This is a genomic window from Serratia sp. CY47280, from assembly GCF_052168655.1.
GTDB classification, from domain to species: domain Bacteria; phylum Pseudomonadota; class Gammaproteobacteria; order Enterobacterales; family Enterobacteriaceae; genus Serratia; species Serratia bockelmannii.
This window is the reverse complement of record NZ_JBJNMG010000004.1, coordinates 298,600-312,465: the sequence shown is the minus strand read 5'-3', so window position 1 is coordinate 312,465 and position 13,866 is coordinate 298,600. Positions and strand designations below refer to the sequence as shown.

The following is a 13,866-nucleotide window of genomic DNA, read 5'->3' as shown; positions in this document are numbered from 1 at the left end:
CTCTCAGAACTTGAAGCCGCGATGCAGGGCGACAATCCCACCGGTCAGGTTGAAATAGGTGACGTTTTCAAAACCGGCGTTGCCCATCATGCCTTTCAGGGTTTCCTGATCGGGGTGCATACGGATCGATTCCGCCAGGTAACGGTAACTGTCCGGATCTTTCACCACCAGCTCGCCAATCTTCGGCAACACATGGAAGGAGTAGGCATCATAAGCCTTGCTCAGCGGAGCCAGCAGCGGCTTGGAGAATTCCAGCACCAACAGGCGCCCGCCCGGCTTCAGCACGCGGAACATCGAGCGCAGCGCTTTGTCTTTGTCGGTCACGTTACGCAGGCCAAAGGAGATGGTGATGCAATCGAAGTAGTTATCCGGGAACGGCAACGCCTCGGCGTTGGCCTGCACGTAATTGATATTGCCGACGATGCCGCGATCGCGCAGCTTCTCGCGCCCCATCTTCAGCATCGAATCGTTGATGTCCGCCAGCACCACCTGCCCCTGCTCGCCGACCATGCGGGAGAACTTGGCCGCCAGGTCGCCGGTACCGCCGGCCAGATCCAGCACGCGCTGCCCACGGCGCACGCCGCTGCAGTCAATGGTGAAACGCTTCCAGATACGGTGGATGCCGAACGACATCAGGTCGTTCATCACGTCATACTTTGCCGCTACCGAATGAAAAACGTCCGCCACCATGGCCTGTTTTTCGTCTCTAGCGACGGTGCGAAAACCGAAATCGGTGGTTTCCTGCGGTTGATCTGCCATTGTCCTGCCTGCTATTCAGTCAATTTTGTGTTGATGAGTGTACCAGAAGCCTGGGGAATACCCCACCTCGCCACGGCCTCAGCCGTGCGAAACGAAGCCCGGCTCCCCGGCGGTATCGTCATCGTCTTTCGTCTGCGGCAGCGCGGCGACATCATCGTCGTTCGCCTCTTCCGCGTCATCGTGTTGCGCGCCGGCTTGCTGCGCCAGCAGCGGGTTGATCGGCCGTTTGACCTCAACCCCCAGCGCGCGGAAACCTTCAATTTGGCCGATAAGATTACCACGGCCTTCGCTCAGTTTGTTCATCGCCTGACGATAACTGCCCTGCGCCTTGTCCAGGCTCTGCCCCAGCGCGGACATATCGTCCACGAACAGCCGCATCTTGTCATACAGTTTCGCCGCGCGATCGGCGATGCGCTGGGCATTTTGGCTCTGATGCTCATAACGCCACAGGTTGGTGATGGTACGCAGCGCCACCAGCAGCGTGGTCGGGCTGACCAGCATGATGTTGTGCTTGAGCGCTTCGCTGATCAACTCCGGCTCGCGATCGATAGCCAGCAGGAAGGCGGGCTCGACCGGAATGAACATCAGCACATAGTCCAGCGAGCGCAGCCCCGGCAGTTGCTGATAGTCCTTGCGGCCCAGCATGCGGATGTGGCCGCGCAGCGAGGCGATATGTTCGCTCAGCGCCGCCTCGCGCTCCGCCTCATCCTCGCCGTTGAAATAGCGCTCGTAGGCGATCAGCGACATCTTGGCGTCGATCACCACATCCTTGCCCTGCGGCAGGCGTACGATCACATCGGGCTGCATGCGGCTCTGGTGATCCACCCGCACGTTGACCTGCGTTTCATACTCATGCCCTTCGCGCAGGCCAGAGGCTTCCAGCACCCGGCTCAGCACCACCTCGCCCCAGTTGCCCTGCGTTTTGTTGTCGCCTTTCAGCGCCTTGGTGAGGTTGATCGCCTCGCGTGCCATCTGCGCGTTCAACTGCTGCAGATTGCGTATCTCGTGCGTCAGCGTGTGGCGCTCCCGCGCCTCCTGGCCAAAGCTGTCCTGAACCTGGCGGCGGAAACCGTCCAGCTGTTCGCGCAGCGGCAGCAGTAAACGATCCAGGCTTTGCTTATTTTGCTCGTCCACCTTGCGGCCGCTGTGTTCAAAAATGCGGTTGGCGAGATTTTCAAACTGGGTGGTGAGGCGCTGTTCGCTGTTGATCAGCAGGCGTTGCTTCTCCTCCGCCGCCATACGCGTCTCTTCCAGACGGATGGTGACTTCGCGCAGCTCGGCCTCCTGCGCGCTGTTAACCTCGCGCTGAGCGCGCAGCTCCTGATTGAGCAGCTCGCATTCGTTGCGCCAATGATTGAGCTGTTGCAGCTTCTCATGTCCGGCCGCCAGCTGGCTGTGCAGGTTGCGCAGCTCCAGCTCGCTCTGGCGCAACTGCTGCTCGTGACGCTGCAGGGTATCCTGCCGCACGGCCGTTTCCTGCTGCGCCTGCTGCAATGCTTGCTCCAGCAACCGCAGTTCGGTTTCATGTTGCGCATTCGTCTGCTGCACCCGCAGACTGGCGATCAGCCACCCCAACAGCATGCCGATCGCGACGCCGCCAATCCCATAAATCAGACTGGTATCCACCCTGCCTCCTGTTGCACCTTGCCGTTCCGGCGTTTCGCACGCCCATTGCCCGTCACGTTAAGGGGAGGCTGTATGGATGTCCAGCCTGATTTTGCCCGCCGCGCACAATATTGCGCGGCGCTACGCAATTTAGCGAGAAATCAGCCCAGCCACTGGCTGAGCCACTTGATGCCGAATGCCCCCGGCGCCAGAATGCCGAACGCCCAGATCATCGCCGACGTGACGTTGGCCAGTTGGAAATAGCGCTGCGGCATGCCGCAAATGCCGCCCACCAGCGGCACCACGGCGCGCAGCGGGCCGAAAAAGCGGCCGATGAAAATGCCCAGCACGCCCCAGCGCTCAAAGAAGGCATGGCCGCGCGCCAGCAGCTGCGGATTGCGCGACAGTGGCCACATATGGGCCACGCGATCCTGATAGTGATAGCCGATCCAGTAAGAGAGCCAGTCGCCGAAAAACGCCCCGGCGGCGGCGGCGGCCCAAATCGGCCAAAAGGCGATGCCGCTTTCGCCGATCAGCGCGCCCAGCGCCAGCAGGATCACCGTGGCCGGCAGCAGCAGCGACAAAAACGCCAGCGACTCACCGAACGCCAGGAAGAAGATGATGGGAATGGCCCAGCCTTCGTGCTGACGCACGACGTCGCTGACCCAGTTGATAACGTCATTGAGGCTCAATGCAGGGCTCCTGATACGCGATGGTTCGCCGCCTAGGATAAGCCGGGGCGAGTTAAACCCCGGCTAAACACGCGGTAATTTACTCGAGGTAAAACGCCTGCAGCGCTTCGCGCTGGGCCGCGCCCAGGCCGTATTCCGCTTCCAGCCAGCGGTCAGTGGAGCCGTATTGCTGACGGATGCAGCCCAGCGCCGTCATCAGGAACTCCTCGCGCGCGCTGAGCACGTAGGCGAATTGCTCCAGCGCCGCCGCATTCAGCTTGATAGACAGCTGATCCAGCATCTGCTCGCGGAAAGTGGCCAGCGTGGTTTCAGTCAGCAGATAGTCTTCCAGCACCGTCGCTTCGTCGGCGCCCAGCGCGAACAGCACCAGCGCCGAACCGACGCCAGTGCGATCCTTGCCGACCGCGCAGTGCTGCACGATCGCGCCGCCGCCAGGGTTGCTCAACAGCTGCGCCAGCCGCTGATAGGCCGCATTGCCGAACGGCAGGCGGCGATACAGCTCCAGCATGAACGCCCGGGCGTCGAAAGCGGCCAGCGTTTCGTTGGTGAGCTTTTCCAGGTTGGCGTTAACTTCGCTGCTCAGCGGGTTAGCCGGCACGTGGTGATAGTCGGCGCCATTCCACAGAATATCCGGTTTGGCCTGCACCTCGTCGGCATCGCGGTAGTCCAGCACGGAACGTACCGGCACTCCAGCGAGGAAAGTACAGTCGTTTTCCGTCAGCCGCTCGAGAGAACCGGAGCGGAACAGCAGGCCGCGTTTGATGCGGCGCCCGTCGGCCACGCCGTTGCCACCGAAGTCGCGGAAATTGATGCCACCGTCGAGCGGCGCAAGCGAAGGATGAAGCAGGATCTGGGCGGTCATAAACGTCCTCGTTGTTTTTGTTATGACAACGCGCGGCAGCCATCGGCGCAGCGCTGAGGAGTATCACCGTAACAGATTCGCCGCGAATGGAAAAACGGGCCGCGTCAGCGGCCCGTTCAGTTCGTTGACAAAGGAGGAAAAAACGCGGTTTTTCCTCCTTTGTGGTCATCAGCCGAAAATCAATGAATTGATTTTCCCTGTTTGTTATCCGCAGCTCTTTGCAAACCCGGCAATGGCATGAGGTTTGTCATCAACCTCAACGGGCCGCGTCAGCGGCCCGTTGAGGGAAGGTGATTACAGCAGACGGCGGGCGGCATCCACCACGATCTGCACCGCTTTGCTTTCCGTGTTTTTCATGGTTTCGGCGTTCGGGATCTCTTGCTGGGTGCGGTTAACGATCACCCCAGCCACCATGCCGGCGCGCAGGCCCTGGCTGGCGCACATGGTCAGCAGCGTGGCGGATTCCATTTCATAGTTCATCACGCCCATCGCCTGCCACTCTTCCATCGAGCCTTTAAAACGGCTGACCACGCGGCCGGAGTAGGTGTCGTAACGTTCCTGGCCCGGGTAGAAAGTATCGGAAGAGGCGGTCACGCCAATGTGGGTGGTCGCGCCGCTGGCCTTGGCCGCTTCCACCAGCGCAGTGGTGCAGGCGAAGTCCGCGACCGCCGGAAACTCCATCGGCGCAAAGTGCAGGCTGGCACCGTCGAGGCGTACCGCCGCCGTAGTCACCAGCACGTCACCGACGTTGATATTGGCCTGAATGGCGCCGGTGGTGCCGATGCGCAGGAAGGTGCGAATGCCCAGCTGCGCCAGCTCTTCCACCGCGATAGAGGTAGACGGGCCGCCGATACCGGTGGAGCAGACGATCACCGCCTTGCCGTCCAGCTCTGCGCGCCAGGTGGTGAATTCACGATGGGAGGCCAGATGCACCGGATTTTCCATCAGCTTGGCAATCTTCTCTACGCGCTGCGGATCGCCCGGCACGATGGCAAGCTGGGCCCCTTGTAAATCGTTCTTGGTGAGGCCGAGATGAAAAACATCAGACTGAGACATACGAGACTCCTCATGGATCATGTTTATTGGGAGGAACAAAAAAGCACTCTACTGAAAATCGCCGCTTAATTTCGTGACGATAGTCACTATGAAAAGAGAAACAAATCACATGCTACATATTTTTTGTGATTTTTATCACGAAAAAAATCACTATGACGCATCCAGAACGCACCGCTAAATCTCAGTCTAGCCGACAAACCTTGCCGCTCCCTGCCCGTTGGTTGCCGACTGAAACTATTTAGCTCATCAATTCGAAATACCCCCATCTTATCGGTTGCTTAGGGACAAAAAAGCCCTCTAACGCACCTTATGGCACTTACGTGGGCCAAAACGCGTAATAACATGATAAAAAGCGCTTAAAAATGCCGCAAAGCCAGATAATTAGCCGTTTTTTATCGACTTGTCCGAAAGTGCGCCACGCAGCGCCAATAATGGGTAATCTTTCCTATAGTTAATCTCAGCGCTTTTTTCTATTGCACGGAGACCGCAATGAAAACCGAACATGTGATGACATTAGAACAGGCTCAGGGGGGATTCGCCCCGGCCGCCGCGCCGTTGGCCGCCTCCGCGATTATCACCGACGAACAGGGCATTCACGCCGGGCAAACGACCATCCCTTCTCAGGGCGACGCGCTGCCGGCCTATGTCGCCAAACCCGCCGACCATAACGGCCCCTTCCCCATCGTGCTGGTGGTACAGGAAATCTTCGGCGTCCATGAGCACATTCAGGATCTGTGCCGTCGCCTGGCCAAGCAGGGCTATCTGGCAATCGCGCCCGAGCTCTATTTCCGTCAGGGCGACGCCAACGACTACACCGATATCGGCGAACTGTTCCAGCAGTTGGTGACCAAGGTGCCGGATCGTCAGGTGCTGTCGGATCTGGATCACGCCGCGCACTGGGCTATCCGCCACGGCGGCGACGCCGGCAAGCTGGCGATCACCGGTTTCTGCTGGGGCGGCCGCATTACCTGGCTGTACGCGGCGCACAACCCGCAGTTGAAGGCGGCGGTCGCCTGGTACGGCAAACTGGTCGGCGAGAAAACGCTGAATTCACCGAAGCATCCGGTCGATGTCGCCACCCACCTGTCAACGCCGGTGCTGGGGCTGTATGGCGGGCAGGACAGCGGCATTCCGCTGGAGACGGTGGAAACCATGCGTCAGGCGATCCGCGCCGCCAACGCCGAGGCCGAAATCGTGGTATATCCTGGCGTCGGGCACGCATTCAACGCCGACTATCGCCCCAGCTACAACGCCGAAGCGGCGGAGGACGGCTGGCAGCGCATGCTGGCGTGGTTCGCCCAGCACGGCGTCAAATAATTTCCCGCGCATAAAAAAGGGCGCCGAAGCGCCCAATCATCACACCAGTAAATCTATAAGCGGCGGTTTACCCGCCGCACGGCATCACGCGTGCTCGCGCAGGCGCTGTGCCGCCAATACCATGTTGGCCAGCGACTGCCGGGTTTCCGGCCAGCCACGGGTTTTCAGGCCGCAATCCGGATTGACCCACAGGCGTTCCGCCGGGATGTTCTGCGCCGCTTTACGCAGCAACGCTTCAATCCATTCCACGCTCGGCACGTTCGGCGAGTGGATATCGTAGACACCCGGCCCGATTTCGTTCGGGTATTCGAACTCTTTGAAGGCTTCCAGCAGATCCATATCGGAACGCGAGGTCTCGATAGTGATCACATCGGCGTCCAGCGCGGCGATGGAGTCCATGATGTCGTTGAACTCGCAGTAACACATGTGGGTGTGGATCTGGGTGTCATCCTGCGCCACGGCGGCATTCAGTTTGAAGGCGTCCACCGCCCAATTCAGGTAGGCGGCCCAGTCGGATTGGCGCAGCGGCAGCCCCTCGCGCAGCGCAGGCTCGTCGATCTGGATGATGCCGATACCGGCTTTTTCCAGATCTTCCACCTCGTCGCGCAGCGCCAGCGCAATCTGCTTGGCGATCACTTCGCGGGTCACGTCTTCACGCGGGAACGACCAGCACAGGATGGTCACCGGCCCGGTCAACATGCCTTTTACCGGCTTGTCGGTCAGCGACTGGGCGAATTTGGCCCATTCGACGGTGATGGCTTCCGGGCGGCTGACGTCACCGATGATGACCGGCGGCTTCACGCAGCGGGAGCCGTAGCTCTGCACCCAGCCATTCTGGGTAAACACGAAGCCGTCCAGGTTCTCGCCGAAATATTCCACCATGTCATTGCGCTCGGCTTCACCGTGCACCAGTACGTCAAGCCCGAGGCGCTCCTGCTCGACGATCGCCTGTTTGATGTGCTCACCGATGCTGGTGCGGTAGTTGTTGCCGTCCAAACGGCCCTGTTTGAAGTCCAGACGCAGGCCGCGGATCTCGGTGGTCTGCGGGAACGAACCGATGGTGGTGGTCGGCCAGGCCGGCAGGTTGAAACGCTCGCGCTGCGCCCTGGCGCGCTCGGCGTAAGCGCTGTGGCGTTCGCTGTCCTGCGCGGTGATCGCGGCCAGCCGGCGCTCAACCTGTGGGTTATGCACGCGGCTCGACTGACGGCGGGCGCGGATCGGCGCGCTGTAGGCGTCCAGTTCAGCCTGTTTCGTCGTGTCAGGCGCGTTCAGCGCCGAGCTTAATAGCGCCAGCTCGGCGCATTTTTGCAGCGCGAAGGCGAACCAGCTTTTCACTTCTTCGTCCAGACGGCTTTCCACGCTCAGGTCGATCGGACTGTGCAGCAGTGAACAGGAGGAGCCAATCCACAGCGGGCGGGTGCCCACCAGCGGCTGCAGACGTTCAAACCAGCGGCTCAGATCGGCGCGCCAAACGTTGCGGCCGTTGATCACCCCCAGCGACAGCAGCCAGTCTTGCGGCAATGCGGCGCTCAGCGTGGCGATATCGTCATGACCGGCGACCAGATCGACATGCAGCCCCTGCACCGGCAGCGTGCGAATGGTGTCGAGGTTGTGGCCTACGCTGTCGAAATACGTGGTCAACAGCAGCTTCACCTGCCCCTGCAGCGCGTCGTAAGCCGGTTTGAACGCGTCCAGCCAGGCTTGCGGCAGCTCCAGCACCAGCGCAGGCTCGTCAATTTGCACCCACTCGACGCCGCGCTTCGCCAGCTCGGCCAGCACCTGCTGGTAAACCGGCAGGATCTCTTTCAGCAGCGACAGGCGGTCGAACGGCTCGCCCTTCACTTTCCCTAACCACAGATAAGTCACCGGGCCAAGCAGCACCGGCTTGATGCGATGGCCGAGCGCCAGCGCTTCATCCACTTCGTCCAACAGCTGAGTCCAGCCCAGTTTGAACTGCTGGCCTTGCTGGAATTCGGGCACCATGTAGTGATAGTTGGTGTTAAACCATTTGGTCATTTCCGCCGCGGCCGCCGGCTCGCCGGTCGGTGCGCGGCCACGGCCGATGCGGAACAGCGTGTCCAAATCGATCGAGCCATCCGCATTCTGATGGCGCGCCGGCACGTTGCCCAGCAGCAGGCTGGTGGTCAACACATGATCGTACCAGGCGAAATCGCCGACCGGCACCAAATCCACCCCGGCCTGCTGTTGCTGTTGCCAATGACGAGCGCGCAGCTCGCGGCCAACCGCCAACAGCTCTTCCTGCGTTGAGTTGCCTGCCCAGTAGCTTTCCTGAGCTTTTTTCAGCTCACGTCGTAGCCCAACGCGAGGAAAACCCAGTGTGTGATTCAAAATTGCCATCGTCATATTCCCCATTTAGCCGTCCAGATGTTTACACATCCATAATCAGCAGGTACTGTATTAACCACAAGCGCAATTTATTCACTGTCAATGTGAAGGACTCTCATGATCGAACTGAAACATTTACGGACGCTGCAGGCCCTGCGCAACAGCGGTTCGCTGGCGGGGGCGGCGGCCCAACTTCACCAGACGCAGTCTGCCCTGTCGCACCAGTTCAGCGATCTTGAGCAACGTCTGGGCTTCAAGCTGTTCGTGCGCAAGAGCCAGCCCTTGCGCTTCACCGCCCAGGGCGAGATCCTGCTGCAGCTGGCGGAGCAGGTCCTCCCGCAGATCCAACAGGCGCTGCAGGCCTGCCACGAGCCGCATCAGACCACGCTGCGCATCGCCATCGAATGCCACAGCTGCATTCAGTGGCTGACGCCGGCGCTGGACAACTTCCGCCAGCGTTTCCCGCAGGTGGTGATGGACTTCACCTCCGGCGTCACTTTCGATCCGCAGCCGGCCCTGCAACAGGGCGAGCTGGATCTGGTGATGACGTCGGATATTCTGCCGCGCAGCGGCCTGCACTATTCGCCGATGTTCGATTTCGAGGTGCGTCTGGTGCTGGCGCCGGATCATCCGCTCGCCGGCAAGCCGCACATCGAGCCGGAAGACTTGAGCGATGAAACACTGTTGATTTACCCGGTGCAGCGCCAACGGCTGGATATCTGGCGGCATTTCCTGCAGCCGGCGGGCGTCAACCCGGCATTGAAGAACGTCGATAACACGCTGCTGCTGATCCAGATGGTATCGGCGCGGATGGGGATTGCGGCGCTGCCGCACTGGGTGGTGGAGAGTTTCGAACGGCAGGGGCTGGTGGTGACCAAAACCCTGGGTGACGGCCTGTGGAGCCGCCTCTACGCCGCCGTGCGCGACGGTGAACAGCGCCAGGCGGTGACCGAAGCCTTTATCCGCTCGGCCCGCCAGCACGCCTGCGATCATCTGCCGTTCGTGCGCGACGCCGCACGCCCTGGCGCGACCGGCGCCAAAGCGTTGGCGGCCGGCGTATAAACTGCCGGCCCCCGTTTAGCCGAGCTGCTTCGGCGCCACCCAGCGTCGATGCACCCACAGTGAAGCGACGATCACCGCCCCGCCGATGATAAAGCTCGGCCAGTGCGGCTGCTGCTGCCAGATGGCCAGATTGACCAGCAGCCCGGCCGGCACATGCATGTTGTTCATGATGCCGAGCGTGCCGGCATCGACCTGCGTCGCGCCATAGTTCCACATGAAGTAACCCAGTCCCGACGCCACCACGCCCAGCCAGATCAGCACGCCCCACTGCAGGTTGGTGGTTGGCAGCTGCTGCGGGTTACCCCACAGGAACCAGGCCACCACCGCCACCACCGCCGCCCCCAGGTAGAACCAGGAAAAGGCGGTGTGCTGCGGCAAGGGGTGCACTTCCATCAGGCGCTTATAGCCGACCATGCCGATGGCGAAGCTGATATTCGCCGCCTGCACCAACAGCAGCCCCCACCAGAAGTGTTCACTCAGTTGGTGATAGCGAATGATCGCCGCGCCCAGCACCGCCAGCAGCGCGCTGAAGACGTAGCCCCAACGCAGGCGTCGGCCGCTCAGCAAGTCGTAGATCAACGTGATATACAACGGCGTCAACACGGTGAACAGCAGGAATTCGGGTACCGTCAGGTAGAGATAGGCGCGGAAGCTGAACAGGTACATTATGCCCAGCTGGAAGGCCCCCACCAGCATATACAGCAGGATCACCTTGAGTTTGATGTTGCGCCAACGCAGAAACGGCAGAAACACCAGCGCCGCCAGCCCGATGCGCACCAGCGCCGAGAATCCGCTGTCGACGTGGCCCGCCAGGTACTCGCCAATCAGGCTGAAAGAAAATGCCCACAGAATGGTGGTTATAACCAAAAGCAGCACGATGGGTTCACCCTAAAAAGACCGAAAGGGCGATTGTAACGGAAGATGGACGCCTAAGGGGATGAAAGGCAGTTTACATCTGAACAAAAGACAAACTACCGGCAAAATTTCACCGTTGGGTTAGGCTTAATAAAAAGGCGAGGTAACCATCATGAAAACGTCTCACATTCTGTTCGCTCTGCTGTTGCTGCCTGGGTTGGCGGCGGCGGCCAACGGCGTAACCGACCTGCGCTCACAGCAGCAGTTACTCAACCAAAACAACCAGCAAGCGCAGCAACAGCGCCTGTTGAACAACCGGCAGATGGATCAACGCCGCCTGCAGCAGCAGCGACAGTTCGACAATCAGCGGCAACAGCTGATGCAAACCACGCCGAACGGCGGGCAGTTGCTGCCTAACGGCAACCAGCCGCGCGATCCGTTCAACCGCACCGCACCGGCGGTGCCGCAGGCGCCGATGCCGGCTATGCCCGCACGCCCATAACGGTGAGGATCAGCGGCGTGGTGATCGCCGCCAGCACGGTAGACATCACCAGGCTGGTGGCGGCCGGGCCGGTGAGCGTATTGAACTGGCGCGACATCAGGTAGACGTTCACCCCCACCGCCATCGATCCAAGTAGCACAACAACGCGGGTTTCCATCGGCGGCAGATCCATCATCCAGGCCAGCAGCCAAATCACTAGCGGCTGCACCAACAACTTCAGCACGCAGATGGCGCTGCTCAGCTGCCAGCCTTCGCTGATGCGGTACTCGGCAAGCCCCATGCCAAGCACCACCAGCGACAGCGGCGCCGCCACCTGGCCGAGCATGCTGACCGGTCGATCGACGAAGTCCGGCAGCGGCAAGCCGGTCAGGCTAAACAGCGTGCCGGACAAAATGCCGACGATCAGCGGGTTGGTCAGCACGCTGCGCGCGGTTTTAGCGAAACCACTCAACGTCGGCGAGCCGTTGCGCGCCCATTCGATCGACACCGTCACCAGCGTCCACAGGATCAGGCCGTTGAACACCAGCACCAGCGCCACCGACGGGATCGCCGCCTGCCCCAGCATTACGCTGGCGATAGGTAAACCGAGCATCACGTTATTGGAGAAAATACCGCCTAACGCAAACACCGATCCGGCGACGCCATCCAACCGGAAGAGGTGCCGGGCGACCAGGCGGCCAAGCACAAATACGATCAGGCAGCTGCCAAAGAACGCGATCAGCAGCCGGGCGTCGACCGCCGGGCGCTGCGAGAAGTCGCACATCATGCGAAACAGCATGGCGGGCAAGGCGAGGGAAAACACGAAGCGCGTCAGGCCATCGGTGATGCTGGAGGGCCATTTCCCCCAGCGAATCAGCCCATAACCCAATGCGATCAGGACGAACAGCGGTAAAGACAGCACGATCTGGTGCCACAGTGACAGGATAAAGCCAGGCATCGCATTCCTTCCGGTGGTGCGGCGGCAAGGCTTGTCGTCGCGGGATTCATCGGCGCCGGATTAAAAAGCCGGGCCAATCAAATCTATCCGGTCGGTGCAAATGCAGTCAACGCCCCAGTCGAGCAGCAGGCGCGCGCGATCCGGTTGGTTGACGGTATACACCAAAATACGCAGCCCGGCGTCTTTCAACGCTTTCACCCGCTCGGCGGTCAGCGCTTTGTGGTCGATATGCAGCGAGACGCAGTCCAGACGCTCCGTCAGCTCGCGCCAGTTGTCGTCCCAGGCCTCCAGCAGCAAGCCGCGCGGCAAATCCGGCACGGTGCGCTGCGCCGCCGCCAGCGCTTCTACCGAGAAGGAAGAAAGCAGCGGATCGGTCTGCCCTTGCCACAGCAACCGCGCCGCCAGTGCCACCACCCGGCCGGTTTCATCGTCGCTGCCGGTGGTCGGTTTGATCTCGATATTGGCCATCAGGCCGTGTTCCCGGCAGCGTTCCGCCACCTCCGACAGCAGCGGCAACCGCTCGCCCTTGAAGGCCGAGCTGTACCAGTTGCCGGCGTCCAGCTGCACCAGTTTGTCCCACGGCAGCTCGCCCGCCACGCCCCAACCGTTGCTGGTGCGATCCAGCGTGTCGTCGTGCAGCAGGAAAATTTGCCCGTCCTGCGCCAGCTTGGCGTCGAACTCGATCATCTTGTGGCCGTGGCGCGCGCCGACGTCGATCGCCGCCAGGGTATTTTCCGGCGCCAGAGAACCGCCGCCGCGGTGGGCGACAATATGAGGGTAAGGCCAGGGTCTTGTCATCAATCCATCCGTAATCCGCTGTGGGTGTCAAAGAAGTGCAGCGCCTGAGCAGGCAGCTGCAAATATAGCGTACTGCCCGCCGTCGGCAAGGTTTCATGCGACAGCCGCGCGATCACCCCGTGACCGCCCCACTGGCCGTGCGCCAGATTGTCGGCTCCCAGCAGTTCCAGCGTCTGCAGCTGCAGCGGCACGCCCTGGCCTTGCGCCACCAATTGAATATGCTCCGGCCGAATACCCAGCGTCAACGGCCGCCCCGCCCACTGCGGCTTGGCCGCCGGCAACGGCAGCGTCATGCCGTCCGCCAACAGCAGCTGGCCGCCGTCGGCGCTCAGGGTGCCGGGCAGCAGGTTCATCGCCGGCGAGCCGATAAAGCCGGCGACGAACAGCGAAGCCGGCCGTTGGTACACTTCACTCGGCGTGCCGATCTGCTCCGCCACGCCCTTATTCATCACGATCACCCGCTGCGCCAGCGTCATCGCCTCCACCTGGTCGTGAGTCACGTACAGGCTGGTGGTTTTCAGACGGCGGTGCAGCTGTTGCAGCTCCAGGCGCATCTGCACCCGCAGCTTGGCGTCCAGGTTGGACAGCGGCTCATCGAACAGGAATACCGCCGGTTCGCGCACGATGGCGCGCCCCATCGCCACCCGCTGGCGCTGGCCGCCGGAAAGTTCGCGCGGTTTGCGCTTGAGCAGCGGCTCCAGCTCCAGGATGCGCGCCGCCTCCTCCACCCGCTGGCGGATATGTTCCTTGCTGAAACCGCGGATCTTGAGGCCGTAAGCCATGTTGTCGTACACGCTCATGTGCGGATAGAGCGCGTAGTTCTGGAACACCATCGCGATGCCGCGATCCTTGGGCTCCAGATCGGTCACGCGCCGGGTATCGATATAGATATCGCCGCTGGTAGTGCGCTCCAGCCCGGCCACCATACGCAGCAGCGTAGATTTGCCGCAGCCGGACGGGCCGACCATCACGATGAATTCACCGTCCGCCACGTCGAGGTCGATCTGTTTGATCACCGGCGTTTTACCGTCGTAAGACTTGGTGACCGCCTGTAGTTTTAATCCTGCCATCGTCG

At 61.3% G+C, this 13,866-nt stretch carries 13 protein-coding genes; 3 read left to right on the top strand and 10 right to left on the bottom strand.

All coding sequences use genetic code 11. The features are described 5' to 3' along the window. Nucleotides 1–3: 3 nt before the first annotated feature. The 5 genes from ubiE to udp form a co-directional block, all read right to left on the bottom strand. The gene (gene ubiE, locus ACJ8J4_RS18370) at nucleotides 4–759 is read right to left on the bottom strand and encodes a bifunctional demethylmenaquinone methyltransferase/2-methoxy-6-polyprenyl-1,4-benzoquinol methylase UbiE (protein ID WP_025304918.1); all 756 of its coding nucleotides are present in this window, start codon (nucleotides 757–759) and stop codon (nucleotides 4–6) included. A 78-nt stretch (nucleotides 760–837) separates the two neighbouring features. After that, complete coding sequence (gene rmuC, locus ACJ8J4_RS18365) at nucleotides 838–2,385, bottom strand: DNA recombination protein RmuC (RefSeq protein ID WP_049209369.1); 1,548 nt, start codon at nucleotides 2,383–2,385, stop codon at nucleotides 838–840. A 140-nt stretch (nucleotides 2,386–2,525) separates the two neighbouring features. After that, nucleotides 2,526–3,056, bottom strand: a complete 531-nt coding sequence (locus ACJ8J4_RS18360) for a DedA family protein (protein ID WP_004934438.1) — start codon at nucleotides 3,054–3,056, stop codon at nucleotides 2,526–2,528. A 79-nt stretch (nucleotides 3,057–3,135) separates the two neighbouring features. Further along, nucleotides 3,136–3,918 (bottom strand): tyrosine-protein phosphatase, encoded by a 783-nt coding sequence (locus ACJ8J4_RS18355; protein WP_049209368.1) that lies wholly within the window; start codon nucleotides 3,916–3,918, stop codon nucleotides 3,136–3,138. 294 nt (nucleotides 3,919–4,212) lie between these two features. Next, entirely contained in the window at nucleotides 4,213–4,974 is a 762-nt protein-coding gene (udp, locus tag ACJ8J4_RS18350) for a uridine phosphorylase (protein ID WP_004934432.1), read from the bottom strand. A gap of 489 nt (nucleotides 4,975–5,463) precedes the next feature. Between udp and ACJ8J4_RS18345 the strand changes: the two genes are divergently transcribed. Further along, nucleotides 5,464–6,291, top strand: coding sequence for a dienelactone hydrolase family protein (locus ACJ8J4_RS18345; RefSeq protein ID WP_025304915.1), 828 nt, complete (start codon nucleotides 5,464–5,466; stop codon nucleotides 6,289–6,291). A gap of 84 nt (nucleotides 6,292–6,375) precedes the next feature. On the opposite strand, the gene metE is transcribed toward ACJ8J4_RS18345, so the two are convergent. Beyond that, nucleotides 6,376–8,664, bottom strand: a complete 2,289-nt coding sequence (gene metE / locus ACJ8J4_RS18340; protein WP_072070321.1) for a 5-methyltetrahydropteroyltriglutamate--homocysteine S-methyltransferase — start codon at nucleotides 8,662–8,664, stop codon at nucleotides 6,376–6,378. Nucleotides 8,665–8,754: 90 nt separating this feature from the next. Here metE and metR point away from each other — a divergent pair, with 90 nt between their 5' ends. Continuing rightward, a complete protein-coding gene (gene metR / locus ACJ8J4_RS18335; RefSeq protein WP_016929455.1) occupies nucleotides 8,755–9,699 on the top strand; it encodes an HTH-type transcriptional regulator MetR in 945 nt (314 codons plus the stop codon). A gap of 15 nt (nucleotides 9,700–9,714) precedes the next feature. Here the strand turns inward: metR and ACJ8J4_RS18330 are convergent, their stop codons facing one another. After that, entirely contained in the window at nucleotides 9,715–10,575 is an 861-nt protein-coding gene (locus ACJ8J4_RS18330) for a carboxylate/amino acid/amine transporter (RefSeq protein ID WP_025304913.1), read from the bottom strand. 151 nt (nucleotides 10,576–10,726) lie between these two features. Here ACJ8J4_RS18330 and ACJ8J4_RS18325 point away from each other — a divergent pair, with 151 nt between their 5' ends. Then, nucleotides 10,727–11,056: a hypothetical protein gene (locus ACJ8J4_RS18325; RefSeq protein WP_060434764.1), complete on the top strand. Its 330-nt coding sequence runs from the start codon at nucleotides 10,727–10,729 to the stop codon at nucleotides 11,054–11,056. Here the strand turns inward: ACJ8J4_RS18325 and ACJ8J4_RS18320 are convergent. The 3 genes from ACJ8J4_RS18320 to ACJ8J4_RS18310 are packed head-to-tail and all read right to left on the bottom strand — an operon-like array spanning nucleotide 11,037 to nucleotide 13,861. Further along, nucleotides 11,037–11,993, bottom strand: coding sequence for an AEC family transporter (locus tag ACJ8J4_RS18320; RefSeq protein WP_025304911.1), 957 nt, complete (start codon nucleotides 11,991–11,993; stop codon nucleotides 11,037–11,039). The two genes, ACJ8J4_RS18325 and ACJ8J4_RS18320, sit on opposite strands and share 20 nt — an antisense overlap. A gap of 60 nt (nucleotides 11,994–12,053) precedes the next feature. Then, nucleotides 12,054–12,791, bottom strand: coding sequence for a glycerophosphodiester phosphodiesterase (gene ugpQ / locus ACJ8J4_RS18315; protein WP_025304910.1), 738 nt, complete (start codon nucleotides 12,789–12,791; stop codon nucleotides 12,054–12,056). Continuing rightward, complete coding sequence (locus tag ACJ8J4_RS18310; protein WP_025304909.1) at nucleotides 12,791–13,861, bottom strand: sn-glycerol-3-phosphate import ATP-binding protein UgpC; 1,071 nt, start codon at nucleotides 13,859–13,861, stop codon at nucleotides 12,791–12,793. The genes ugpQ and ACJ8J4_RS18310 overlap by 1 nt, the downstream gene beginning before the upstream one ends. Nucleotides 13,862–13,866 lie beyond the last annotated feature (5 nt).